Source organism: Brevibacterium sp. CT2-23B, assembly GCF_013168765.1.
GTDB classification, from domain to species: domain Bacteria; phylum Actinomycetota; class Actinomycetes; order Actinomycetales; family Brevibacteriaceae; genus Brevibacterium; species Brevibacterium sediminis.
This window is the reverse complement of sequence record NZ_JABBYK010000005.1, coordinates 180,489-204,822: the sequence shown is the minus strand read 5'-3', so window position 1 is coordinate 204,822 and position 24,334 is coordinate 180,489. Positions and strand designations below refer to the sequence as shown.

The 24,334-nt window shown below is 65.9% G+C and carries 19 protein-coding genes and 1 tRNA gene; 10 read left to right on the top strand and 10 right to left on the bottom strand.

What is annotated here, in order from left to right:
• The first annotated feature begins 172 nt into the window (after positions 1–172).
• Positions 173–811 (top strand): hypothetical protein, encoded by a 639-nt coding sequence (locus HIM68_RS13890; RefSeq protein WP_367647540.1) that lies wholly within the window; start codon positions 173–175, stop codon positions 809–811.
• 171 nt (positions 812–982) lie between these two features.
• Here HIM68_RS13890 and HIM68_RS13885 read toward each other — a convergent pair whose 3' ends face one another.
• On the bottom strand, positions 983–4,306 hold the full coding sequence (locus tag HIM68_RS13885) for a S41 family peptidase (RefSeq protein ID WP_367647539.1): 3,324 nt from the start codon (positions 4,304–4,306) through the stop codon (positions 983–985).
• Positions 4,307–4,393: 87 nt separating this feature from the next.
• On the opposite strand from HIM68_RS13885, the gene argS reads away from it, so the two are divergent.
• Both argS and HIM68_RS13875 read left to right on the top strand, forming a co-directional pair.
• The gene (gene argS, locus HIM68_RS13880; protein ID WP_172173095.1) at positions 4,394–6,133 is read left to right on the top strand and encodes an arginine--tRNA ligase; all 1,740 of its coding nucleotides are present in this window, start codon (positions 4,394–4,396) and stop codon (positions 6,131–6,133) included.
• Between the two features lie 29 nt (positions 6,134–6,162).
• Complete coding sequence (locus HIM68_RS13875) at positions 6,163–7,416, top strand: CynX/NimT family MFS transporter (protein WP_172173093.1); 1,254 nt, start codon at positions 6,163–6,165, stop codon at positions 7,414–7,416.
• A gap of 204 nt (positions 7,417–7,620) precedes the next feature.
• Here the strand turns inward: HIM68_RS13875 and HIM68_RS13870 are convergent, their stop codons facing one another.
• Positions 7,621–8,361: a hypothetical protein gene (locus tag HIM68_RS13870; RefSeq protein WP_229664020.1), complete on the bottom strand. Its 741-nt coding sequence runs from the start codon at positions 8,359–8,361 to the stop codon at positions 7,621–7,623.
• A gap of 175 nt (positions 8,362–8,536) precedes the next feature.
• Here HIM68_RS13870 and HIM68_RS13865 point away from each other — a divergent pair, with 175 nt between their 5' ends.
• Positions 8,537–9,079 carry a peptidylprolyl isomerase gene (locus HIM68_RS13865; protein WP_139467639.1) on the top strand — a complete coding sequence of 181 codons (543 nt, stop codon included), beginning with the start codon at positions 8,537–8,539 and terminating at the stop codon, positions 9,077–9,079.
• 38 nt (positions 9,080–9,117) lie between these two features.
• Entirely contained in the window at positions 9,118–9,819 is a 702-nt protein-coding gene (locus tag HIM68_RS13860; RefSeq protein WP_139909574.1) for a rhomboid family intramembrane serine protease, read from the top strand.
• Between the two features lie 431 nt (positions 9,820–10,250).
• On the opposite strand, the gene HIM68_RS13855 is transcribed toward HIM68_RS13860, so the two are convergent.
• Complete coding sequence (locus tag HIM68_RS13855) at positions 10,251–10,955, bottom strand: cell division protein CrgA (protein WP_172173091.1); 705 nt, start codon at positions 10,953–10,955, stop codon at positions 10,251–10,253.
• A 264-nt stretch (positions 10,956–11,219) separates the two neighbouring features.
• Between HIM68_RS13855 and HIM68_RS13850 the strand changes: the two genes are divergently transcribed.
• The 4 genes from HIM68_RS13850 (at position 11,220) to HIM68_RS13835 (ending at position 13,844) form a co-directional block, all read left to right on the top strand.
• Positions 11,220–12,362 (top strand): class E sortase, encoded by a 1,143-nt coding sequence (locus HIM68_RS13850; RefSeq protein ID WP_367647538.1) that lies wholly within the window; start codon positions 11,220–11,222, stop codon positions 12,360–12,362.
• Position 12,363: 1 nt separating this feature from the next.
• On the top strand, positions 12,364–12,531 hold the full coding sequence (locus HIM68_RS13845) for a hypothetical protein (RefSeq protein ID WP_167443994.1): 168 nt from the start codon (positions 12,364–12,366) through the stop codon (positions 12,529–12,531).
• Complete coding sequence (locus HIM68_RS13840) at positions 12,528–13,172, top strand: aminodeoxychorismate/anthranilate synthase component II (protein ID WP_172173089.1); 645 nt, start codon at positions 12,528–12,530, stop codon at positions 13,170–13,172. Before HIM68_RS13845 ends, HIM68_RS13840 begins: the two co-directional genes overlap by 4 nt.
• Before the next feature lie 159 nt (positions 13,173–13,331).
• Entirely contained in the window at positions 13,332–13,844 is a 513-nt protein-coding gene (locus HIM68_RS13835; RefSeq protein ID WP_139467643.1) for a GyrI-like domain-containing protein, read from the top strand.
• 91 nt (positions 13,845–13,935) lie between these two features.
• Here HIM68_RS13835 and pknB read toward each other — a convergent pair whose 3' ends face one another.
• From pknB to HIM68_RS13800, 7 genes are all read right to left on the bottom strand, one after another.
• Complete coding sequence (gene pknB / locus HIM68_RS13830; RefSeq protein ID WP_172173087.1) at positions 13,936–15,825, bottom strand: Stk1 family PASTA domain-containing Ser/Thr kinase; 1,890 nt, start codon at positions 15,823–15,825, stop codon at positions 13,936–13,938.
• A gap of 117 nt (positions 15,826–15,942) precedes the next feature.
• Positions 15,943–17,763, bottom strand: coding sequence for a protein kinase (locus HIM68_RS13825; RefSeq protein WP_172173085.1), 1,821 nt, complete (start codon positions 17,761–17,763; stop codon positions 15,943–15,945).
• Complete coding sequence (locus tag HIM68_RS13820) at positions 17,760–19,229, bottom strand: penicillin-binding protein 2 (RefSeq protein WP_172173083.1); 1,470 nt, start codon at positions 19,227–19,229, stop codon at positions 17,760–17,762. The genes HIM68_RS13825 and HIM68_RS13820 overlap by 4 nt, the downstream gene beginning before the upstream one ends.
• Positions 19,226–20,818, bottom strand: coding sequence for an FtsW/RodA/SpoVE family cell cycle protein (locus HIM68_RS13815; RefSeq protein WP_139909579.1), 1,593 nt, complete (start codon positions 20,816–20,818; stop codon positions 19,226–19,228). The genes HIM68_RS13820 and HIM68_RS13815 overlap by 4 nt, the downstream gene beginning before the upstream one ends.
• Positions 20,818–22,242 (bottom strand): protein phosphatase 2C domain-containing protein, encoded by a 1,425-nt coding sequence (locus HIM68_RS13810; protein WP_172173081.1) that lies wholly within the window; start codon positions 22,240–22,242, stop codon positions 20,818–20,820. Before HIM68_RS13810 ends, HIM68_RS13815 begins: the two co-directional genes overlap by 1 nt.
• The gene (locus HIM68_RS13805) at positions 22,239–22,748 is read right to left on the bottom strand and encodes an FHA domain-containing protein (protein WP_172173079.1); all 510 of its coding nucleotides are present in this window, start codon (positions 22,746–22,748) and stop codon (positions 22,239–22,241) included. Before HIM68_RS13805 ends, HIM68_RS13810 begins: the two co-directional genes overlap by 4 nt.
• On the bottom strand, positions 22,745–23,617 hold the full coding sequence (locus HIM68_RS13800; protein ID WP_172173077.1) for an FhaA domain-containing protein: 873 nt from the start codon (positions 23,615–23,617) through the stop codon (positions 22,745–22,747). Before HIM68_RS13800 ends, HIM68_RS13805 begins: the two co-directional genes overlap by 4 nt.
• Positions 23,618–24,164: 547 nt before the next feature.
• On the opposite strand from HIM68_RS13800, the gene HIM68_RS13795 reads away from it, so the two are divergent.
• Positions 24,165–24,248 (top strand) — tRNA-Leu (locus HIM68_RS13795).
• Positions 24,249–24,334: the final 86 nt, after the last annotated feature.

The following is a 24,334-nucleotide window of genomic DNA, read 5'->3' as shown; positions in this document are numbered from 1 at the left end:
TTCATGAACGAGGTCAAGAGTCGCGGTGCCGGAAGATTCTTGTGAGTTCGCCGAGTTTCGTCCGTCCGCATCGGAGCGACGGTGAACTGGTGGAAGAATGTTGCCGGCAAGGGTGCCGACAGAATGCACTGCTCGGGTGCCGGCCGATCCGAACCCCGGCAATGGGTCGGGCGTGGCTGACGATGACGACGAGAGACGGACGACGATGACCGCTGTAGAACCTGGGCCGAACGGCTCGACGTCACCGAGGGGCAGGCAGACAGCTGCCGGTGCGGAGATCGGGGCGCTCATCGGCGCCGGCTTCGGGCTGCTGTTCCTCATCATCAACACCGGCCAGTTCTCGACCCTGGGGCGCACGCTTGTCATCGCGGTCGGCGTCATCGTCTTCGCCGGCATCGCGGTCCTCGCGGTTCGCGGACTGCTGCGGAACCGTGGTGGAGGCGGCCGCCTCGGCGAATCAGGGAAGAGCGGGCGCCGGGAACCGCCGTTCGGTCGCGCCTACTGGATCATCGTGCTCATCGAGGCGGTTCTCCTGTTCGCCGGAGCCCGACTGCTCACGAGCCTCGGCCATCCGGAGCTCGGAGTGGCGTGGGTGGCAGTGGTCGTCGGCACTCATTTCTATGCGCTCGGCTGGGTGTTCGAGCTCAATCGCTTTCATGTGCTCGCCACCGTCGTGACCCTCTGCGGAATCGGCGGGTTCATCGCCTTCTTCGCGGCAGCTCCGGCGTTCATCCCGGTCATCAGCGGCGTGATCTCGGGCTTCGTGCTGCTCGCCTTCGGCATGTGGGCCCTCGTCCCGACCGAGCGGTAGGGCACTGGCACGCATCGAGTTTCGTTCGGTTCGTCATCGGGTTCTGATCCAGTCATCGAGTTTTCTCCCGATGACTGGATCAGAACCCGATGACTCCCCACGAGGTGGCCCGGCCGGGCGGCTCCTCACGTCGCTTCGCGTGCGCTCGTGGCCACTCGGCGGGGCGGGAGGTCAGTCCTCGGCGGGGGCTTCGAAGACCCCGGTTCCGTCCTTCTTCAGCGGCTGCACGCGCGGCGGTGGGAACTCCGGAGCCTGGGCGGCGGGACGGGCCTCCAGCCCAGCGAACACCTCGGCGATGGCACGATCGAGCTGCGGATCGTCGGCGGCGAAGATCTGACCGGGATCGTGCTCGACCTCGATATCGGGGTCGACGCCGTAGTTCTCCACACTCCAGCCCTTGCCCTCGATCCAGAAGGCATAGCGCGGCTGCGTCACTCCGGTGCCATCGACGAGATCGTAGCGACCGTCGATGCCGACGACTCCGCCCCACGTGCGCACGCCGATCACCGGGCCGATGCCCTTGGCCTGCACGCGCGCGTTGATGATGTCGCCGTCGGAGCCGGAGAACTCGTTGGCCACGAACACCACCGGGCCGCGCGGAGCATCCTCGGGGTCCCGGTCCATCTGGTCATAGCTGCGAGCCGCACCCCAGGCAACCACCTGATCGGCGAAGCGTTCGGCCACCAGAGCACTCGTGTGCCCGCCTCGGTTGAACCGCACATCGGCGATGACGCCCTCGCAACCCATGGCCTGCCGCAGATCCCGGTGCATCTGCGCCCACCCGTAGGAGGTCATGTCCGGGACATGCACATAGCCGATGCGGCCGGATGACTTCTCGGCCACATACTCCCGGCGGGAGCGCACCCAATCCTGATAGCGCAGCTTCTCCTCGGTGGGCAGTGGAATCACGGCGACCGCGCGGTCCTTGCGACCGCGGCGCAGAGTCAGCTCGACGATTGTGTCCGCGGCCCCCTGCAGATGAGCGGCGGGACCGGCCGCCTCGTCGACGGGCTGACCGTTGACAGCAACGATGACATCGCCGGGCTGAGCTCCGACTCCGGCCTGGCGCAGCGGCGACCTTGCCCCCGGTTCACTGCTCTCACCGGGAAGGATGCGAGAGATCGTCCAACCCTCAGCGCTCCGCTCAAGATCCGCACCGAGGAATCCGAGCTTCTTCGACCCATCGCCGAGCCCAGACGGCGTGACATAAGCATGCGAGGTGTTGAGCTCGCCCACGGTTTCCCACAGCACGTCGACGAGGTCGTCATGAGTCAGCGCCTTCGCGGCCACGGCACGCCAGCGCAGCGTCACCGACTCCCAATCGACCCCGTTCATGTCCTCGCGCCAATAGTGGTCGCGCATGATCCGGGAGTTCTCCTCGAACATCTGCAGCCACTCGGCCCGGCGGTCGAGCTCGAACCGCAGACGCGAGAGATCGACGGAGATGTTGTCATCATCGTCGGCCTCGACCTTCCGGTTCGCCGGGACCACGCTGATCGCATCGTCGCTGCGCACGACGAGCAGCTTGCCGTCTCCGGAGATCTCATACTCGTCGGCCTTGTCGACGACGGTGCTGACCTTCCGCTTGGCGAAGTCGAAGTACTGGACCACCTCGGCGGGTTTCTCACCGGCATCTCCGGCCCGTCCGGTGCCGAGCTCACCGGCTTCGACGTCGCCGGTGCGCAGCCAGACGAGACCTCCCTCGGCGGATTCGAGATCCCGGAAGACCCCCGAGGCGACCGGGAACGGCACGATGCGCTCTTCGGCTCCCTCGAGCTCGACCTCGACGGTGGCGGCGGGTTTGTCCCCGCGACCGCGCTCGGACTTCGCCTCCTCGGTGACCTCGCTGATCGCCCATCCGCCGGCGCTCGGTCCGAAGGGCGCAGGCTCATCGGCGGCCAAGGGCAGCAGCCACGGTCGGGTGACGCCGTTGAACGACAGATCGAAGGAATGCTGGTTGTACGAGGGATCGAAGGTGCGATCGGAGAGGAAAGCGACGAACTTCCCGTCCCGGGTGAACGTCGGCGAGAAGTCATTGAACTTGCCCGTCGTCAGCGGCTGGGCCTCGCGATCCGACTTCACCTCGGCGATCATCAGCTGTGCGAGCAGCTCCTCACCCTGCGTCGGCTGCGACCACACGAGGTACTTCCCATCGGGTGAGAACCGCGGATCGCGCGCCTCGCCGTGTCCCGAATGCCCGATCAGACGCGTCCGACCATTGCCCACCTCGACGGTCCGGATCGACCCGTCGTGGGAGATTGTGGCGAGCATCTTCCCCGCCGGATCCGCCTTCAGGTGCAGGACCCGTCCCAGGGCTCCGGCCCCGATTCGCCGAGGCGGCTTGTCCCCGGTCACGGACGCGACCTCGATCGCGTCCTCCCCTTCGACGTCGGTGATGTACGCGGCAAACCCGGTGTCACCGAGGACGAGAGGTTCGCGGGTGCGGATCGACGAATCCGCGCACAGCGCCCGGGCCGGGCCCTCGCGGTGGGCGAGCCAGAAGGTCTTTCCCCGCCATTCCACCACCGAGGCATTGCCTTCTCTGTCGGGGCTGATGTGGTTGAGCCCGGTCTTCGGGTCGAGACTGAGCGGCTGCACCTGGGTGCCCGGCAGAGCTACTGCGAGGGTGCGGACCTCGGCGTCGAGGCTGTCGAGGATCCTGATCTCCCCACGGGAGTGCCAGACGATGCGGGTGCCGTCGGTCGTGGCGTCACGGACATAGCCCTCGGCCTCGGACTGGTGCGTGAGCTGCCGTGGTTCGACCGAGTCATCACCCGAACTCGCCGAGGTGGCCAGTCCGTCGATGATCCACAGGTTCGCCTGTTCATCTGCATGGTGAGGGAAGGTCGCGGCCCGGTCCGAGGTGAACACGAGCGAATCGCCGACCCACAGCGGGTCGGTCAGAGAGGCCTCGTCCTCGCGCAGCAGCCGCTGCCACCGGGCCCCGGATCCATCTCCGATGCCGGCAGCGTTCGTACTGCCGACTCGATCGAGCCACAGCCTCGGCGCAGTCCCACCCCGGTAGCGCTTCCAGTGCGCGGGCGGACGGGAGAACGGCGTCGACAGAGCGGTCACTCCCGTGTGGTGCCGGGCCAGACCCGAGGCACGACCGAACGACAGCCGATCGACCTCGCCGTCGAGGCTCACGGACTTCACGACATGGTTGCGGACCTCGAACTCCCCGGCATTCGCGCCGACGAGGACATGGGCGGCATCGGCCCACCCGAGCATCGTCATCGCGCTCGACCCCAACCAGGTGAGCCGACGCAGGGACCCGGTGGCCACCTCGGCGACCATGAGCTCCGCCTGGCCGGTGCGGAAGGATACGAACGCGACGTGCGCTGCGTCGGGCGAGATCCTCGGTGACCGGACCGGCGCATGATCGGAGGTCAGCCGCCAGGCGCGGCCGCCGGCGGAGGGAACGAGCCAGACATCGTCGTCGGCGGTGAAGGTGATGAGATCGGACTGGATATGGGGATAGCGAAGATAAGTCACGTGACCCACATTACAAGCTCGACAGTGCGGCGACCGCGGGCCGGAACCGATGCCCAGGCAACTTGCACCCGGCAATAGAATGGGCACATGCCATCTCTGACTTCTGTGCTCACGGACCGTTTCGCCGCCGCCCTCACCCAGGCCTTCGGTGAGGACTTCGCCGGACGTGACCCCGTCATCCGCAGCAGCCAGTTCGCAGACTTCCAGGCCAATGTGGCCCTGCCGCTGGCCAAGGAGCTGAAGTCGAAGCCGCGCGATATCGCCGCACAGATCGTCGAGAACCTCGACCTCGAGGGCGTGTGCGAGGCACCGGAGATCTCCGGACCCGGGTTCATCAACCTCACCTTCACCCCGGAGTTCCTCGCCTCCACCCTCGAAGCGGGGGGCGCCGCAGCGGCACCGGAAAACGATGCCCCGCAGACCGTGGCCATCGACTACTCGGCCCCGAATGTGGCCAAGGAGATGCACGTCGGGCACCTGCGGACCACCGTCGTCGGCGACGCCCTGGCCCGCACCCACGAGTTCCTCGGCAACACGGTCATCCGCCAGAACCACATCGGCGACTGGGGTACCCCCTTCGGCATGCTCATCGAGCACCTCCTCGATGTGGGAGTCGACTCCGACGAGGCCTCCGAAGTGTCCGAGAACCCGAACGCCTTCTACCAGGCGGCCCGGGCGAAGTTCGACTCCGATGAAGCCTTCGCCACACGCTCCCGGTCCCGCGTCGTCAAACTCCAGGGCGGCGACGAAGAGACCCTGGGCCTGTGGACGACGCTCGTCGGCTACTCCCGCGAGTACTTCAATCGCATCTACTCCCTCCTCGACGTCACCCTCACCGACGCCGACCTCGCCGGAGAGTCCACCTACAACGACATGCTCGGCGAGGTCTGCGACGAGCTCGAGGCGAAGGGCCTGGCCACGATCTCCGATGGAGCGCTGTGCGTGTTCCCCGAAGGCTTCACCGGCCGTGAGGGCGAACCCCTGCCGCTCATCATCCGCAAGTCCGACGGCGGCTACGGCTACGCCACGACCGACCTCGCGGCCGTCCGCAACCGGGCGATCAACCTCGGTGTGAACCGGGCGCTCTACGTCGTCGGCACCCCGCAGGCCATGCACTTCGAAATGGTCTTCACCGTCGCCCGCGCGGCCGGCTGGCTGCCGGAGACCTTCAGCCCCGAACACGTGAAGATCGGCAATGTGCTCGGATCCGACGGCAAGATCCTGCGCACCCGTTCCGGTGCCCCGCTGCGCCTGGCCGAACTCCTCGAAGAGGCCGTGACCCGGGCGAAGACGACCCTGGCAGAGTCGAGCGTTGACTTCGGCCCCGAGGAGGCCGACGAGGTTGCGCGCATCGTCGGCATCGGCGCGGTCAAATACGCCGACCTCTCCGTCGCCCACGACACCTCGTACACCTTCGACCTCGACCGGATGCTCGCCCCTATCGGCAACACCGCCCCGTACCTCCAGTACGCCGGTGCCCGCATCCGTTCGATCGGCCGCAAAGCCGAGGCCGAAGGCGTCGATGCCTCCCAGGTCGCGAACGCTGCGATCAGTCTCGGTGAGACGGCCGAGCGTGAACTGGCCCTGTCGATCCTCGGCTTCGCCGATGTGGTCACCGAGGTGGCTGCCGGGTCGACGCCCCACCGCCTGTGCACCTACCTGTTCGATCTCGCCCAGGCCTTCACCTCGTTCTACGAGCAGTGCCCAGTGCTCATCGCCGAGACCGAAGAGCTGCGCGACTCCCGTCTGCGGCTCTCGGCGATCGTGCTCGAGGTCCTCCAGGCCGGTCTCGGGGTGCTCGGTATCCGCGTTCCCGAGCGGATGTGAGTTCACCTCACCTGCCCTCCGAGAAGAGGATGTTGCCCTGGATCGTTCTGGGCATCGTCATCCTCGCCCTCAACCTGCGCACCCCGATCATCGCGCCGACGGCGATCCTGCCCGACATCCAGGAGGGCACGGGATTCAGCGCGGCCGGACTCGGTCTCCTCACCGGTCTGCCGGTTCTGCTGTTTGCGCTGGCCACGCCGCTGGCGGGGAAGTTCATCACCCGCCTCGGGGCCGAAGCCACGGTTCTCGCCTGTCTGTCCGGTGTCCTGCTGGGCACCGTGCTGCGGTCGGTCGGTCCGTCCTGGCTCGTGCTCGTGGGCACCGGAATCATCGGCCTCGCGATCACCCTGGGCAATATCGTCGTGCCCGTCCTCATCCGCCGCGAGGTCCCGTGGGAACAGGTGTCGATGGTCACCGGCCTGTACTCGGCGATGATGAACGTCGGGTCGATGGCCACGCTCATCGGCACCGGCCCGCTGGCCGCGGCCTTCGGCTGGCGCTGGGCGCTGGCCGCATGGGGCGTTCTCGCCCTGGCAGGGCTCGGTTTCTGGATGGTGCTCATCCGCGTGCGCGTGCGCCGCGAGGGGGAGGCCGCCCGCGCTGCCGCGGAGGCCGTCGATTCGACTGACCCGTCCCTCGCCGAGGCGGCCGCCCCCGCTGCGAAGCAGTCGTGGGCCGAGGCTCCCCCCTCCTTCCGAGTGATCATCGCCCTGCTCATCATCACGTTCTCCGGGCAGTCGACTGCCTACTACGTGACGACGACCTGGCTGCCGAGCTATCTCGGCGACACGATCGGGCTCGCTCCCACCGCCGCCGGAGGCACAGCGTCCTTGTTCCAGATCGCGGCGATCCTCGGCGCCTTCGGAGTGCCGCTGTTGGCAGTGAAGACGAAGCCGTGGGTGCCCGTGGCGATCGTCGCAGTCCTCTGGCTGTCGCTGCCCGTGGGCCTGCTGGCAGCGCCCGGTTCGTACTGGCTGTGGGCGACCACCGGCGGCATCGCCCAGGGCGGCGGGTTCACCGCGATCTTCTCGATCATCGCCCGCACCGCCGGCAGCGACGCCCAGACCGCCTCAGCATCGGCGCGCGTGCAGTTCGGCGGCTACCTCGCAGCGACCTTGGCTCCGCCGTTCGCCGGTTGGCTCAACACCGCGACCGGCGGGTGGACGGCACCGCTGCTGCTCATCCTCACCGCAACCCTCGCATTCACGATCACCGGTCTCGTGGCCGCCCGCCGTGCCGGCGGCTTCCCCCGCGGTGGGCGCGAGGTCCTCGACCCCGAATAGGCTCGCCCTCCCTAATTACTACCTGACGGCGGCCCAGCAACCTCGCGCCAGGTTGCTGGGCCGCCGTCAGGTAGCAATAAGGAGTCGGCGCGCATAGAAACACCGAGGCGGCCCACCGTAACGGCGGGCCGCCTCGGTGACGGTCATGCGAATCCGTGGATTCGCCTGGTGACTGAACAGCGTCACTGATCAGTCGTCAGTGACTCAGTGCTTGGCGTCGGAGCCTTCGGCAGGCTTGACGGCCGGCTTCGGTGCGGGGACCTCGTCCGCGGCCTCAGCCTTGGTCGAGGGCACAGCGGTCTGCGAGACCTCGGTGGCCGCTGCCTGGCGCGAAGCCGGGGTCGAACCGACCGGACGGGCATCGGCGGGACGGTTGTTCGGCAGCGGGGTCGACCAGGGATCCTCGACCGGCTGGGCCTTCTTCCACACGTAGTAGCCGATTCCGGCGGCCGAACCGATGACGAGGGTCCACACAAGTGCGGCCTTTCCGCCACCGGACTTGCGGGCGGTGTCCTTCTCGATGCGCTTTCCGGCGTTGGCGAGAGCCTTGCGGGCCTTCTTCATGGCCTTCTTGTCGCCGGTGAGGCGGACAGCCAGGTCATCGATGAGCTTCGGGGTCTCGGCAGCGGACAGCGAAGTCGCGGCGTTCGATGCGAACTTGCCGGCGCGTTCGGTGGCTTCGGGTCGGTAGGACTCGAGCTTGTCGGCCCAGTCGTGGACCCGATCATTGGCCTTGTCGGCGAGAGCTTCGACCTGCGGACGCGCCTTCTCAGCGAACTCTTCGGCCTTGCCGGCCAGCGCCTCGACCTGGGGGCGAGCCTTGTCTGCGGCCTCACGCAGCTTAGGGGCGGCGTTCTCGCTGGCATCTGCCAGGACTCGGAGCGACGTCTGCTTCGCGGAATCGAGCTTCGAAGTGAGCTGATCTCGAGTGGGCTTCTTCGACATAAACAGTTCCCAATCCTTAGATGTCGGTGGTCAGGTGATCATTGACCAGTCTACGGCCTAGGGGCAACCCTGTGGACAGCGGATGTCATCGAATTGTCTGCGGATCGCCTGACAGGTTGGGCAATGGACCTGGTGCGAAACTGCATTCGCCGTCTCGGCGTGGAAGAATGAAGGCATGACTACAGCTTCGACACATACCGCAGTCCTGCACACCAACCACGGTGACATCACCATCAACCTCTTCGGCAATCATGCTCCGAAGACCGTGGCCAACTTCGTCGAACTCGCCCAGGGTGAGCGTGAGTTCACCGATCCTTCGACCGGCGAGCCGACCAAGCGCCCGTTCTTCGACGGACTCGGCTTCCACCGCATCATCTCGAACTTCATGATCCAGGGCGGCTGCCCGCTGGGCACCGGCACCGGCGGACCCGGCTACACCTTCGATGACGAGATCCACCCCGAACTGCAGTTCGACCGCAAGTACCTGCTGGCCATGGCCAACGCCGGCAAGCAGATGGGACGCGGCACCAACGGCTCGCAGTTCTTCATCACCACCGCTGAGACCCCTTGGCTCAACGGCAAGCACACCATCTTCGGTGAGGTTGCCGATGAAGCCTCGCAGCGGGTCGTCGACGAGATCGAGGGTGTGCGCACCGCTGCGATGGACAAGCCGGTCGAGCCGGTCGTCATCGAGAAGGTCGACGTCACCGCGAAGTGAGTCACTGTCCGTAGAGGACCACTGAGTACCATGGTGTGATGGACACACCTGAGGAGGGCTCGGCACGGGAAACCGGCCGGGCCCTCTCTGCATCCCCGCCGCTGATCACCCGCACGCTCCTCATCGTCACCATCGTGGCGTTCCTGGCGGAGCTCATTCCCGGCCTCGACCTGCTGCGCCGACTGAGCTTCGTGCCTGCGCTCACGCTCGAACAGCCGTGGCGGGTGCTCACGGTCGCCCTCGTCCACGAGGAGCCCTCACCGTTCCATCTGCTGGCGAACATGATCGGACTGTTCTTCTTCGGATCCTTCGTCGAGCGGGCGCTGGGGCATTGGAAGTTCCTGGCCGTCTACATCATCGGCACTGCGGGTGGTTCGGCCATGGTGCTCCTGCTGGCCGATCCCCTCGGCGTCGATTGGGTGACGCATCATATCGGTGCTTCGGGTGCGGTGTTCGCGATCGTCGGTGTCCTCTTGGCCCCGACCCGTCGGCTCGACCGGAACATCGCCGGGGTGCTCGTGTTCGTGGCGCTCAACTTCGGCTATGGATTCCTCGTCGCGGGCGTGTCCTGGGAGTCCCACCTCGGCGGTCTGCTCACCGGGTTCGTGCTCGGGTGTGCGGGGCTGCTCGGGCCACAGCGCTCACGGACGCTCGTGTTCACGTCGACCGCGGTCGGTCTGGTGGTGCTCCTGGCGGCCGGCGGAGCGTGGAAGCTGGCCGGCCTCTCAGCCCTGCCCTGAGCTAGGAGATCGAATTCCGAACTCGGCTGAGGCCCTGGACTCAGTCGCAGAGTGCGACGTTTTCGTCTGCTGAGCGAAGTCGCACAGGCGCTATCAGGCTTTTACCAGACAAAAGCCGTTTTGTGTGCACTCTGCAGTGGAAAATTCTTTGTCCACAAGCTCTATCCACAACGTGGATAACTTACACCTGTGTGTTTAGACTGGTCAGAGGCTTAAATTAAGTTTTCCACAAGCGACGCACCCGGCTTGGGTATAACTCGGCGCTTGTGGATTGTTGATGCCGGGGCGCCGCTACCGGAGCGAGCGGAGCGCCGTTGCCGGTGCGAGCGTGGACCGGTGAATGCAGATTGTCTGGTCGATCCGCGGTGATTCCGAGCTCAGAATCACCGCGGATCGACCAGACAATCGTCAGCGATTGCGGCCGGGGTCGGCTACCGCCAGCGTGTGGACATGATCAGACCCGCCACGAAGAAGGCGAAGCCGATGAGGATGTTCCAGTTGCCCCACGCTTCGACGGGGAAAGCGCCCTGGGTGATGTAGAAGGTGACGAGCCAGATCAGACCGATGAGCAGGAGGCCGATGAGGACCGGCAGGAACCAGCTCGGGTTCGGTTTGATGGTCTGCTGCCCCGAGGTCGAGGTGTAGCTCGCCGTCTTGCGACCTTGCGGGCGCTTGGCGGGAGTGCCCGACCGGGCCGTGCGCTTGGCGGCCGCACCTTTCGAGCCGGTTGTCTTGGAGGCCGATGATTTGGAATCAGAGGCCTTCGATCCTGAGGTCTTGGAGTCCGAGGTCTTCGACGACTTCGCATCCTTGGCCGAGTCGGACTTCGTGGCCGACTTCTCGTCCGTCGACGCCTTGTCCTTCTTTCCGGCGGCCGCGGTCGCTGAGTCCTTCGCGGAAGCTTTTTCGGAGTTCTCTGCGTCCTCATCCGCGGAATCGTCCTTCAGGTCATCCGCAGCAGACTCCGTCGCATCCGACTCGGTGTCGGCAGCTTCGGCGACATCGGCGTCGAGCGATTCGGTCTCGAGTTCCTCGATCTCGGTCGCCTCGACCGTTTCTGCGGATTCGGCCTGCTTCGCCTTGGCCGCCGACGAAGTGCGAGAAGTGCGCTGGGGGCGTCCTTTGGACTTGGCCACAAGTACTCCTTTGTCGGCCGACCGTCGTTGGGGTCGCCGAATGAATGGTTGGGGACGATCGCAAACCAGTCTACTCGGGGCGGGGGTCACAGTGAAAAACTCCGACTACCCTGAAAGCGCCCCGAGCGCGCCCCGAACGATGATTCCCATAGGATAAAGTGCATAGGGGTGTCCCCGCCTGTCTTCTTCGACGGCCCCCGACAATGCAGTGACAGTCACGGAGCAGAAGTGGTGAATAGTTCCTCCTCGGGTAACGAGCCGGGCGTGAATCCGCCCTCGCGACCCACTATCCGTCCTGCTCAGAGACGGCAGGCTCCATCTGACTACGGTGACCAGCAGCTCGGTCACTCCGCCGATCAGTCTGCAGGTGGTTCCGGTGCCGGGGGCGATCAGCAGCTGCCCAGCCGACGCGAGCTGCGACGCAGGGAAGCCGAAGCCGCTGCTTCCCAGGGCGAACCGACCGCCGTCTACTCCGACGCCCCGCCCGTCTACGAACAGCCCCACTCGACGCACGCGCAGGCCACCCAGGCCATGCCCGCGGTCCCGCAGAACGCTCCCAATGCGGCACAGAACGCCGGTGGCGCGGCCGGCAACGGATATGCGGCCGCACCCCAACCTCAGGGCCGGCCTCAGACCCGCCGCCAGCGACGACGTCAGCCCGTGGAGAAGGAACCGCTGGGCCCGATTCGCGGGACCGTGCGCACCTTCGGCGAACTGTGCATCACGGCCGGTCTCGTCCTCATCCTCTTCGTCGTCTGGCAGCTGTGGTGGACGGACATCCAGGCCAACCGCGACAACGAAGTGCTCGCCGACGAACTCACCCAGGACTGGGCGAACCAGGATCCGAACGAGCTGCCCGATGACCCGGACGAACCCGTGGTCTCCGATCCCGTGGGCAAGAACGAGGCCTTCGGCATCTTCTACATCCCGCGCTTCGGCGACGACTACTACCGCACCGTCGCCGAGGGCGTCGACCTCGAACCCGTGCTCAACCGGATGGGCGTGGGCCGCTACCCGAACTCGGCGATGCCGGGCGAAGTCGGGAACTTCTCCATCGCCGGCCACCGCGTGACCTACGGCAAGCCGCTCAACCAGATCGCGAACCTGCGCCCGGGCGATGAGATCATCGTCCAGACGAAGGACGGCTTCTACACCTACACTTTCCGCAACTTCGACATCATCCTCCCCGATGCCGTCGAAGTGCTCTCGCCCGTGCCCGACGCCCCCGATTTCAAGGGCAAGGATCGGATCCTGACGATGACGGCCTGCAACCCGATGTTCTCCGCCCGGGAACGCTACGTCGCCTACGCCGAACTCACGGACTGGACGCCGGCCAGTGACGGAGCACCGGACAATATCAAGGACTCGAAGGCCTATGACAAGGTCAGCAAGAACGGCGGTGCCTGATATGTACGCATTCATCTGGCGGATCCTCCCGGGCAACTGGGTGGTCAAGCTCATCCTCGCCCTCATCCTCATCGCGGCTGTCGTGCTGCTGCTCATGCAGTACGTCTTCCCCGTGATCGCCCCGTACATGCCCTTCAACAACGCCACAGTGACCGAAGGCGGACAATGACAAAGATCCTCGTCATCGACAACTACGACAGCTTCGTCTACACGCTCGTGTCCTATCTGCGTGAGCTCGGCGCGGAGGTCGACGTCGTCCGCAACGACGACATCCCCGCCTCCGCGATCGCGGAGTCCGTGAGCGCCTACGACGGCGTGCTCCTGTCCCCGGGCCCCGGCGTGCCCGCAGAATCCGGAGTCTGCCCGCCCCTTCTGTCCTGGGCGGAGACGGCTGGCATGCCCGTGTTCGGCGTCTGCCTGGGCCATCAGGCACTCGGCGAGGTGTTCGGCGCCGAGGTCACCCATTCTCCCGTGCTCATGCACGGCAAGACCTCGGTCATCACCCACGACGGCGAAGGCATCTTCTTCGGCTGCCCGAGCCCGCTGACGGTCACCCGCTACCATTCGCTGGCGATCGTCGACGAGACCCTCGACCTCGATAAGTTCGCCGTCACCGCCCGCACCGACGATGGCATCGTCATGGCCATCGAACACCGGGAGAAGCCCCTGTTCGGGGTCCAGTTCCACCCCGAATCCGTGCTCACGGAGTGCGGATACCTCATGCTCGGCAACTGGCTCGAGGTGTGCGGTCTCGAAGGCGCTGCGCAGGCGGCGGCGGGCATGTCGCCGCTGGCGACCGCGATCGCCTGAGAATTCCCGCCGATCCCTGTTCTCAGGGTTCTCGCCGAGGCGGCCCATCGTTATGATCGTGAGCACAGTGGTCCCCGTGCTCAGATGATCCGAATCAGCGCCGGGATCCGTGCACGACCTCAAGGGCCGTGCACTGCCGACGAACAGGAGACAGCGACGATGTCAGAACCGACCTATCTGCGCGACGAACCGTTCACCGAACTCACCGTCATCGAGGTCCCTGCCACTCCGGCGGCGGTCGTCGAAGCGCGTGAAGTGCACATGTCAGACCTGCCGGAACTCTTCGATGCCACGTTCTCCGGTCTCTTCCCCGTGCTCTCCGAGGCGGGCCTCGAACCCGCGGGACCGGCCTTCGCCCTCTACACTCGACAGCCGAGCGAAACGGTGGATCTGCAGGTCGGGATCCCCACCTCGGCGGGGCTGACGAATGCGCAGCCGATCGCCGGCGGTCATATCGTCATCCCCGCGGAGCTGCCCGGCGGCTCCATGGCCGTGCGCAGCCACCTCGGCGGATACGACGGCCTCGGGGAGTCATGGGCGCAGCTGCTCAAGGACGCGGTGGCGGCCGGGCATCGTCCGGGACTGCCGTTCATCGAACTCTATGTCACCGAACCCAGCCCCGAGGCGGATCCCGCCGATATGCGCACCGATCTGTTCCTCACCTTGGAGTGAGGAACGGCGTCACCGACGCCCACAGACACACACCGGAGACGACAGCGGCCGGGTCAGTCGATGACTGACCCGGCCGCTGTGCGCTGCGAACTCAGTTGCCGATGATGCCTTCGGACCAGTTGTCGAAGAGCCCTCCGCCCATCGAATCTTTGTCCTTCTTGTCCTTGCCCTGATCGCCTTCGTCTCCGTTGTCTCCGCCGTCGTCGCCGGGAGCGGTCGGGATTCCACCGGGGACCGACGGGATCGACGGCGACGGCTCCGGCGGCTTCTTGGCCACCTTCACGGTGATCTCCGAGCCCTGCTTGACCTCGCTTCCGCCGGTCGCTGACTGTTCGAAGACCTCCTTCTCATCGTGTTCGTCGGTCTCGACCTCTTCGGTCTTGCACGTGAGCTGGTACTCATCACCCTCGAGGGTCTTGCACGCCTCCTCGGCGGTCTGACCCGTGACGTCGGGGACCTCGACCATGCCCGAGGAGACGACGAGATCGACATTCGAATCGACGTCGACTTCCTGACCGTCACCGGGTTTGGTCTCGATGACGACGCCTTTCTCCACATCCGGGGAATTCTGGGAGATATGGGTGCCGGCCTGCAGCTTCGCGTCGTTGATGATCTTCCGCGCCTGTTCCTCGGTCTTGCCGGAGACGTCGGGGACCTTCACTGACTCGGGGCCCGAGGAGATTATCAGCTTGACGACGCTGTCCTTCTCCACGGTCTGACCCCCGGGAGGATCGGTCTCGATCGCCTTGCCCTCATCGACTTCGGCGCTGTACTTCTCGTCGCGGTCGACTCGCAGTCCCTGTTGGATGAGCGCGGATTCGGCCTCATCGGCGTCCATGTTCGCCACATCCGTGACCTGGACCTCGATGACCTCAGGCGGCTTGTTGATCTCGTACACCCACAGGGCCACGGCGGCCAGGGCGAGGAGGACGAAGATGCTGCCGATCCAGACCCAGGCGCGGGAGCGCTTCTGCGGAGGACGTTCCTCCTGATTGGTCATGATCGCCGATACGGGCCCGGTTTCGGGAGTGGGCTCAGCCTCGTTGGCATGAGCCATCGGAGCGGTCATGGGCGGGGCCATCATCGGATACGCCTGCGTGGCCTCGACATCGTCCTCGAAGCTCATGGGACGGCCGTCGCGGGCGGCGAGCACGTCCTCGCGGAAGGTGTAGGCGTCCTGGTAGCGGGCGTCGCGGTCCTTGAGCAGAGCGTGGAGAAGGAGCCGGTCGACGGCCGGTGGGATGTTCGAGTTGTAGAAGCTCGGCGGCTGCGGAGTCTCTCCCACGTGCTGGTACGCCACGGCCAGCTGGGAATCGCCGACGAACGGGGGACGACCGGCCAGCAGCTCGTAGAGCAGGCAGGCGGTCGAGTACAGGTCGGAACGGGCGTCGACGACTTCGCCGCGGGCCTGCTCCGGGGAGAGGTACTGGGCGGTGCCCACCACCGACTGGGTCTGCGTCAGTCCCGAATTGTCCTTGAGCGCCCGGGCGATGCCGAAGTCCATGACCTTGATGTCGCCCTCAGGAGTGAGCATGACGTTCGCGGGTTTGATGTCCCGGTGGACGATGCCGTTGCGGTGGGAGTATTCGAGCGGAGCCAGGACTCCAGCGATGACGTTGAGGGCCTCGTCGACGGTGAGTGTGCCGTGCTCGTTGAGGACTTCGCGCAGGGTCTGGCCCTCGACGTATTCCATGACGATGAACGGAACGGACACGGAGGAGCCGCCGGATTCGACGAATTCCTCTTCACCCGAATCGTAGACGGAGACGATTCCGGGATGGTTGAGACCGGCCGCGGACTGGGCCTCGCGCTTGAGGCGGGTGTGGAACGACGGATCGCGGGCGAGATCGGAGCGCAGAAGTTTGATGGCCACGCGACGGCCGAGACGATTGTCGACGCCCTCATGCACTTCTGCCATGCCCCCACGGCCGAGGAGCGCACGAACTTCGTAACGCCCCGACAGCACCTTGGGTTCACTCATGTATGTCCTCCGCTTGTCTCACCCGAGCTTCAGGCTTCATTCTCACCTGAACCGGGTCGAGTTTCAGTATCTCAAACTCTTCGCTTCTCGTAATCGCTGCTCTGTATCGATCACTGTCTAGTCATTGCCGTTGTTTCCGTTCTGGTTGCCGCCGGCCTCCGAGCTGCTCGCCGAGCCGGAATTGCTGCCCGCTCCGTTATTGCCGCTGTTCGGGTTGGAGCCGCCGGAGGTGTCGGCCGAATCGCCGGAGCTCGCGGTATCCGACTCGCCTGACGTGTCCGTCGACGATGAGGAGTCCGATTCGCTCGAGGTCTCGGAGTCCGACGACGAACTCGACGAGCTCGAGGAGTCCTGATCGGAGGACGAACCGTTGTCACCGGAGTTCGAACCCTGATCCTGCGAATCGGATGAGGAACCGGAATCCGAGCTCGACTCCGAGTCATTGCCCAGCCCCGAATCGGATCCGGAGTCCGAGGCCGGCTCTTCGGGCTGCTCGGCGGGACCGGCGGAGATGTAGAGGGTCACGGTGTCACCCTCTTCGAAGGTGTAACCGTTGTCGCCCTCGCCGACGTCCGCGACGGTTCCAGCCGCCCGATCCGAGTTGATGTCGGTCGTCTCGACCTCGAGTCCCTTGTTCTCGAGGTTCTGCGTCGCCGAGGATTCCGTGAGTCCGATGTAATCGTTCTTATCGATCTCGATCGTCTTCGCCGCCTCCGAGGTGGGCGCCGAGGTCGATGGCTCCGGTTCGGGTTCGGCATTGCCTCCGCCGAGGAAGAACCACAGTAGGGAACCGACCGCGATGAGGGCGATGATCGCAAGGATCCAGATGAGGACCCGGCCCTTGTTCGACTGCTTGTCCTTCTCCAGATCCTGATTCTGCGGATCGTTGGGATCGATCTGTCCCGTATTCGCCGCAGCTGCTCCGGCACCGGCGGCACCGGCGCCGACGATTCCGGCGGCGGCACCGTTCGGGTACACCTGGGTCGCATCGTTCGAGGAGGTGACGGGCAGGGTCTTCGTCGTGGCTGCCGGCTCCGGGTTGTTGAAGACCTGGGTCAGAGCTTCGGACGCCGCGGCTCCGTGGCGCATCTGCGGCACGAGCTCCTCGGCCCCGGCGATGTCCCCGGCCGAGAGCGCCTCGGCGGCCTTGGCGACCTTGAACGCGTCCGAGGGACGGCGTTCGGGTTTCTTCTCCAGCAGGCAGTCGACGAAGCGGCGCAGCGGTTCGGAGACCGTGTCCGGCAGCGGCGGATGCTGCTGATTGACCTGGGCGATGGCGATGGCCACCTGCGAGTCTCCGGTGAAGGGACGCTGACCGGCCAGGGCCTCATAGGCGATGATGCCCAGTGCATAGAGGTCGGAACCGGGTCCCGAACCCTTTCCGGTGGCCTGTTCGGGGGCGAGGTACTGGGCGGTGCCCATGACCTGCCCGGTCTTCGTCAGCGGTGCCTGATCGGTGACTCGGGCGATGCCGAAGTCCGTGATCTTGACCCGGAAGTCCGGGGTCATGAGGATGTTGCCGGGCTTGATGTCACGATGGATGACGCCCACCTTGTGTGCGGCACCGAGGGCCTGAGCGGCCTGCGTGACGATGGAGAGCGTATCGGTCTCGGACAGGGGAGCACTGCGCTCGATGATGGCCGACAGAGCCTCACCGGGCACGTATTCCATGACGAGGTAGGGCGAACCCTGCTCGTCACCGTAGTCGTAGACGCCGGCGATTCCCGGGTCGGAGACTCGGCCCATGTTCTGGGCTTCGGCACGGAACCGGGCGAGGAAGGTCGATTCGGAGAGGTACTCGTCCTTGAGGATCTTCGCCGCGACCTCGCGGCCGAGCACGGAGTCCACACCCTTCCAGACCTCGCCCATGCCGCCGACGGCGATGCGGGAGGTGAGTTTGTAACGGTTGCCCAACAGGGTGCCTTCGACGGGTCTCATTTCTCGACCACCGCTTCCATCATGTTCTTCGCGATCGGCCCTGCGACCGTCGCACCATAAGCTTCGTTGCCCGCGTTTCCACCGTTCTCGACTACGACCGCGACCGCGACCTGAGGGTCGTCGGCGGGGGCGAAGGAGATGAACCAGGCATGGGGTGCCGCGCCCTTGGCGTGCTGGGCGGTGCCGGTCTTCGCTGCGACCTTCGTGTCGCCCATCTTCGCCACCGAGGCGGTGCCGTTCTCGACCACACCGGTCATCATGTCGGTGAGCTTGTCGGCCGTATCTCCGGACACGGGCCGGGACATCTGGCTCGGGCGGGTCTCGGAGATCGGCTCGAGGGTGTTCGCATTGAGCACCCTGTCGACGAGCTGGGGCTTCATCATCTTGCCGCCGTTGGCGATTCCTGCGGTCATCATCGCCATCTGCAGCGGAGTCGACCTGACTTCGTACTGACCGAGCGAGGACTGAGCCAGCTGCGGCGGATTGAGGTCGGACGGGAACGAGGACGGGGTGACATTGAGAGGGATCTCGAGATCCTCGCCGAAGCCGAACTTCTCGGCCTGCTTCGCGATTGCGTCTTCTCCGAGATCCATTCCCAAGGAGGCGAATGAGGTGTTGCAGGATTCGGCCAGCGAATCGGCCAGCGTCGGCTTGCCCCCGTTGCGGCAGGCACCGGGATGCGAGTTGCCGATCGTCGCCGTCGTCTGCGGCAGATCGAGCGTGGCGGGTCCGTTTAGCTGGGAATCGGGCTCGTAGTCGCCGGATTCCAGGGCGGCCGCGGCGACGAGGACCTTGAACGTCGAGCCGGGCGGGTACAGGTTGCCGCCGATAGCGCGGTTGTAGGCGGGCTTTCCGTCGGCGGCTTCGAGGTTCTTGAAGGCTTGGCTGGCTTCGGTCGAGTCGTGGCTGGCCAGGGCATTGGGGTCCCAGCCCGGGGTCGAGGCCATGGCCAGGATCTTCCCGGTCTTCGGGTCGAGAGCCACGGCGGCGCCGTTCTGGTTGCCCAGACCGTCCCACGCAGCCTGCTGCACCTTCGGGTCGATCGTCAGCTCGACGGCGGCGCCGCGCGGCTGCTCACCGGTGAAGAAGCTGCCTACCTTGTCATAGAACAGGGCGTCGGAATCGCCGGAGAGGTAATCGCCGGAGGCGCGCTCCATCCCCGAGGCGCCGGACACGACGGAATAGTAGCCGGTCAGCGAGGCGTAGGCGCGCGGATCGAGGTTGTCCGAACCGTATTTGCGCTGGTACTTGTACTTGTCGTCGACGGGTTCCGAATAGGCGATCGGTGTGCCGTCGACGAGGATCGGACCGCGATCACGAGACAGCTGGTCGAGGATCCGCCGGTTGTTCAGCGGATTGTTGTTCAGCGAATCCGCAGTTACGTACTGCACCCAGCTCGTCGACCCGAACAGGAGCGCGAACATGACGAATCCGACGACGGCGATATGCGTCAATGGCTTCTTCATCGTTCACCTCCGGTGGGTCGTTGGTCGGTGGCATCGGTATCGTTCGGTGCCTGGCCGCGGGGCCGTGCGCCTGCGGGCGGCAGATTCGTGGTCGGGGCTTCGTCATCGAACACGCGGGAATCCGCCGGCGGCAGGTTCGTCGTGGGGGCATCCTCGTCGACCGTGAGCGCCGAGGCGGCCGTGTCGTTGGCGCGAGCACCCGCGGGAACGGGTTCGGGATCCTCTGTGATTCTGAGCACTCCGGTGTGGAATTCCTCCACGGGGCGCCTGGCATTGTCCGAGATCCGCAGCAGCAGGCCGATGATCATCCAGTTCGCGATGAGCGAGGAACCGCCCTGTGCGAGGAACGGCGTGGTCAGACCCGTCAGCGGGATGAGGCGCGTGACGCCGCCGACGACGACGAAGACCTGCAGGGCGATCGTGAACGACAGGCCCGTGGCCAGCAGAGTGCCGAAGCCGTCACGCAGCTGCTGAGCGGTGCGGATTCCGCGCTGGAAGATGAAGAGGTAGCACAGCAGGATGACGAAGAGCCCGGCCAGGCCGATCTCCTCTCCGAAGCTGGCGTAGATGAAGTCGGATTCGGCGTAGGGAACCATATTCGGCCGGCCTTCGCCGAAGCCGGTGCCGATGAGTCCGCCGTTGGACATGCCGAACAGGCCCTGCACGAGCTGGTAGGAACCACCGGGAGTCTTGTTGTACTCCTCGGCGGTCAGCGCATTGAGCCAACCGGACACACGCTGTCCCACATGGGAGAAGAGGAAGGTCGCCGCAACCGCGCCGGCGGAGAAGAATCCGAGGCCGAGGATGATCCACGAGACCTTTGAGGTGGCCACGTAGAGCATGGCGACGAAGAGGCCGAAGAAGAGCAGCGAGGTGCCGAGGTCGCGTTCGAAGACGAGCACGCCCACGCTGGCGACCCAGGCGACGACGATCGGGCCGAAGTCGCGCAGACGGGGGAAGCGGATGCCGAGGATCTTCGGCCCGGCGGCGACGAGCTGGTCCTTGTAGGTGACGAGGTAGCCCGCGAAGAAGATGGCAAGCAGGATCTTCGCGATCTCGCCGGGCTGGAAGGACAGAGGGCCGACGCCGATCCAGATTCGGGCGCCGTTGATGGTCTTGCCGATGCCTGGGATGAGCGGCAGCAGGAGGAAGACCAGGGCGGCGAAGCCCGAGACATAGGTGTAGCGGCGCAGCCAGCGGTGGTCGCGGACAATGAAGATCACGGCGATGGCCAGACCCACGCCGAGTGTCATCCACACCAGCTGGGTCATCGCCGAACCGAGGTATTCGTCGCGGCCGAGGTCGACGCGGTAGATCATGGCCAGGCCGAGGCCGTTGAGCAGCACCGCGATCGGCACGAGCACGGGATCGGCGTATTTCGCCTTGATCCACACGATGATGTGGAGGATGACGCCGAGGGCCGCCAGCCATGCGGCATAGCCGTAGACGTTGGCCGGGATGGTGTCTTCGACGCCGAGACCGACCAGGGCGTAGGCGGTGGTGGCGACGGCAATAGCCAGGATCAGGAGACCGAGCTCGGCCAACCGGTAGGTTCTGGGGCGCGCGGTCTGCGAGGGAGCCTGGTTCATCACTGCGACTCCCGGGTGATGGCGTCACTGGGGTCGGCAGACTTCGAATCCGGAGGTGAGGGAGCCGGGTCGCTCGGACTCGTCGAGTCCTCGACATCGCCGGACATGCCGGAGGAGCGATCGGATTCCTTGCGCAGATTGTCGATGATGCGATCGGCCTCATCGCGTGACCCGGCGGGAATCGATCCGCGCAGACGGTCCTGGGAGTAGCTGTTGAGGCTGCCGACCTCGATGTCCGTGGTGTCGACGAGGCGGCTGAGTTCGATGGGCCCGAGCGTCGTGTCGAGACCGCGGTAGAGGGAGACCTTGCCGTCGTCGTCGGCGACATAGTACTGGTGGCTGACGTAGTTATAGGCGAAGAATCCGCCGACGGCCAGCGCGACGATCACGATGGCGGTGATGATCCATCCGAGATAGGACCTTTTCTCGACCTCATCGTCGAGGTCGGCCTCCTCGTCTGCCGCGGTGTTCGTCCGCAGCTGCTGAGTGGTTCCGTCCTGAGCTTCGACGTCCTCGCCGTCCACGGCCTGGATCGGGGCGGTGTCGGCGGACACGTCATCCTCGGCGAAGGTCGCATGGGCTTCGGTGTCCGCGGCCGCCTCGGCATCAGGGTTCGCACCGATCGCGGCGTAGCGGGGGTTGAGGTGGACGGAGCCGACGGACACGCCTTCGGTGGTCTCGACTTCGCCTTCGAGGACATCGCCGACGACGACGGTGACGTTGTCGGCTCCGCCGCCGGCCAGGGCCAGGTCGATGAGCTGACGGCAGGCCTCGTCGGGGTCGGCCACCTCTTTGAGCACGCGGGTGATGTCGTCGATATCGGCGAATCCGGTCAGACCGTCCGAGCACAGCATCCAACGGTCGCCGACCTGGGCCTCACGCAGGGACAGGTCGAGGTCGGGGGAGGCCCCGACGTCGCCGAGGACCTTCATCACGACCGAGCGCTGCGGGTGGGTCTCGGCCTCCTCAGCGGTGATCCGGCCCTCATCCACGAGCATCTGCACGAACGTGTGGTCGTGGGTGATCGGCTGGAGTCTGTCGTCGCGGAGCACATAGCCGCGGGAGTCGCCGATATGGGCGAGAGCGAAGCGATTGCCGGGGGCGCGCAGCACGGCGGTGACGGTGGTGCCCATCCCGGCGAGTTCGGGCTGTTCGCCGACGCCGCGGCAGATGCGGTCATTGGCCTCGAGGATCGAGGTCCGCAGGATTTCGAGGGCGTCCTCGCCTCCGGGCTCGTGATCGAGTTCGGCCAAGCGGGACACGGTGATCGCCGAGGCGACGTCTCCGCCGGCGTGACCGCCCATTCCGTCGGCGATGAGCAGGAAATTGGGTCCCGCGTAGCCGGAGTCCTGGTTGTTCTTACGAACCAGCCCGGTATGAGACCGGGCTGCCGAACGGAGAGTGATGGTACCGCCGGTCGTCACGATTGGGTCTCCAGGGTCGTATGTCCGATGGTGATCCGGGTGCCGATGGCCAACTGGATGGGCCCGGTCATGCGCGTGCCGTCGACGATGGTGCCGTTCGTCGACCCGAGGTCTTCGAGCATCCAGGCTCCGTTCTTCGCCGAGATCCGCGCGTGATGGCTGGAAGCGAAGTCGTCATTGATGATGATCGTGTTGTCGGGGGCTCGGCCGAAGGTCACTGGCGCTCCCGAGAGCATCAGCGTCTGCCCGGCCAAGGGGCCGTCGGTGATGCGGATGGTGCCCGGATGGGCGTGGGCGACCGGGGCGGCCGCCGGACGAGGTGCGGGAGCCGGACGCGACGGTGGCGGCGGGGCGGACTTGGAGCCGCCTCGGCGAGCTTTCTTTCCGGCCCGGGCCTTCCGGGGGCCGAAGATGTCGCGGCGGAGGACTCCGGCGACTCCGAGGACGAAGAGCCAGAGGATGACGAAGAATGCCAACCGGAAGACGGTGACGGTGAATTCGCTCACTGGGCATCCCGCTCGTTGTAGTGGACCTCGGCCTCTCCGGCGAGGAGGACATCGCCGTCGGACAGGGTCGCCGATGTCAGTTTGCGTCCGTGCAGAAGCGTGCCGTTCGTCGAACCGAGGTCATTGGCCACGGCACGGTCGCCTTCGACGACGATCTCGAAGTGGCGTCGCGAGACGCCGGGGTCGTCGATGACGAAGTCCGAGCTCGACGAGGATCGGCCGAAGGTGTTCGTGCCCTGACGCAGCATCTGCGTGCGACCGTCGATGGTGACGCTCGCTTCGATGGAGCGCGCGGGAGTCGGCGCCGGTGTGGGCCGGGCGGCAGGGTTCGGTCGCGAGGTCGTGGCGGGGGTCGGAGCCGAACGGGCAGGTTCGGGGGTGCGGCGCGGGGTCGCGGGCCGGGAACCGGAGTTCGGGGACTCTCCGACGATCGGATTCGCCCGCGAGATCGGGTCGTAGCCGCCGCGGTTGGCCGGCTGAGCGGCGGGGGATCCGTCGGGGCGCTGGGTCGAGGACACGACGCGGTACATTCCCGTGTCGAGGTCGTCGGCGAGAGCGAACTCGACGGAGACGGGACCGACGAAGCTGTAGGCCTGTTCGACGGCGTGGTCGCCGACGACTTGGCGCAGATCGGAGCGCAGTTCGGACTCGAGGCCGGAGAGTCGGTCGTGGTCGGTCTGCGAGAGCTCGATGACGTAGTGGTTGGCCGTCAGAGTGCGACCGCGGGAGACCACGGCGGCTTTGTTGTCGGCTTCACGGCGCAGGGCTCCGGCGAGCTCGACGGGTTCGACCTGGGATCTGAAAGCCTTGGCGAAGGCGCCGTTGACGACGTTCTCCAGCCCCTTCTCGAAGCGATCGAGTAACCCCATGGCACCTCCTCATCAGGTGTTGCCGTTGCCGGACGAACTCTTCGCCTAGCGTCTTTGAGTGCTCTGACCAGGTGGTCCTGATCACGTGCACTCTGGGCACATCAACACCCAATCCTAACGCGGTGACGCTCTCAACTCACGTCACGCGTGTTCGCGGGGCGAAGCTGTGCCGGGATTCCCTGCGCGCGTCCAGGGAAGATCGAGGCAGTGCACGCGGTGCCGGTGGGTCTGCGTGCGGGGCGAGCGTGTGTGGCCGCGCAGGGTGAGTGCGGGGCGAGCGGGTGGGGCCGTGTGCGGCGAGGGCGGGCGCTGGGAAGGCTGAGGACGTGGGGCTGCGAGGGTCGAGGGCGTATGACTGCAAAGGGCGAAGATGAGTGGCCGCGTGGAATGCGCGATGAGTGACCGTGCGGAATGGACGTGGTCCGCGCGGGCGACACAGCGTGAGTGACCGCGCGGGGCGAAAATGTGAAGGTGGACACGTTTGCCTCGATTCGGCTTCCTCGGTTTTCAGTTTCGCCGCCTCCGATGCTAGAGTTTTACCTTGTTCGCGCGAGTGGCGGAATTGGTAGACGCGCTGGCTTCAGGTGCCAGTGGCCGCAAGGTCGTGGGGGTTCAAGTCCCCCCTCGCGCACAGCGAACGAGAAGCCCCTCACCGGGTCCCGTCAGGGTCAAGGTGAGGGGCTTCTTCGTGCCTGCGGTCGGTTGAAAACTCGCGAA

Bases quoted from the DNA above. Each gene is read 5' to 3' on its own strand.
- HIM68_RS13845 (WP_167443994.1), top strand. From the start codon at position 12,364: ATGTACGCATTCATCTGGCGGATCCTCCCGGGCAACTGGGTGGTCAAG.
- pknB (WP_172173087.1), bottom strand. From the start codon at position 15,825: ATGAGTGAACCCAAGGTGCTGTCGGGGCGTTACGAAGTTCGTGCGCTC.
- HIM68_RS13860 (WP_139909574.1), top strand. From the start codon at position 9,118: ATGGACACACCTGAGGAGGGCTCGGCACGGGAAACCGGCCGGGCCCTC.
- HIM68_RS13865 (WP_139467639.1), top strand. From the start codon at position 8,537: ATGACTACAGCTTCGACACATACCGCAGTCCTGCACACCAACCACGGT.
- HIM68_RS13840 (WP_172173089.1), top strand. From the start codon at position 12,528: ATGACAAAGATCCTCGTCATCGACAACTACGACAGCTTCGTCTACACG.
- HIM68_RS13835 (WP_139467643.1), top strand. From the start codon at position 13,332: ATGTCAGAACCGACCTATCTGCGCGACGAACCGTTCACCGAACTCACC.
- HIM68_RS13820 (WP_172173083.1), bottom strand. From the start codon at position 19,229: ATGAAGAAGCCATTGACGCATATCGCCGTCGTCGGATTCGTCATGTTC.
- HIM68_RS13815 (WP_139909579.1), bottom strand. From the start codon at position 20,818: ATGAACCAGGCTCCCTCGCAGACCGCGCGCCCCAGAACCTACCGGTTG.
- HIM68_RS13825 (WP_172173085.1), bottom strand. From the start codon at position 17,763: ATGAGACCCGTCGAAGGCACCCTGTTGGGCAACCGTTACAAACTCACC.
- HIM68_RS13800 (WP_172173077.1), bottom strand. From the start codon at position 23,617: ATGGGGTTACTCGATCGCTTCGAGAAGGGGCTGGAGAACGTCGTCAAC.
- HIM68_RS13870 (WP_229664020.1), bottom strand. From the start codon at position 8,361: ATGTCGAAGAAGCCCACTCGAGATCAGCTCACTTCGAAGCTCGATTCC.
- HIM68_RS13875 (WP_172173093.1), top strand. From the start codon at position 6,163: ATGTTGCCCTGGATCGTTCTGGGCATCGTCATCCTCGCCCTCAACCTG.
- argS (WP_172173095.1), top strand. From the start codon at position 4,394: ATGCCATCTCTGACTTCTGTGCTCACGGACCGTTTCGCCGCCGCCCTC.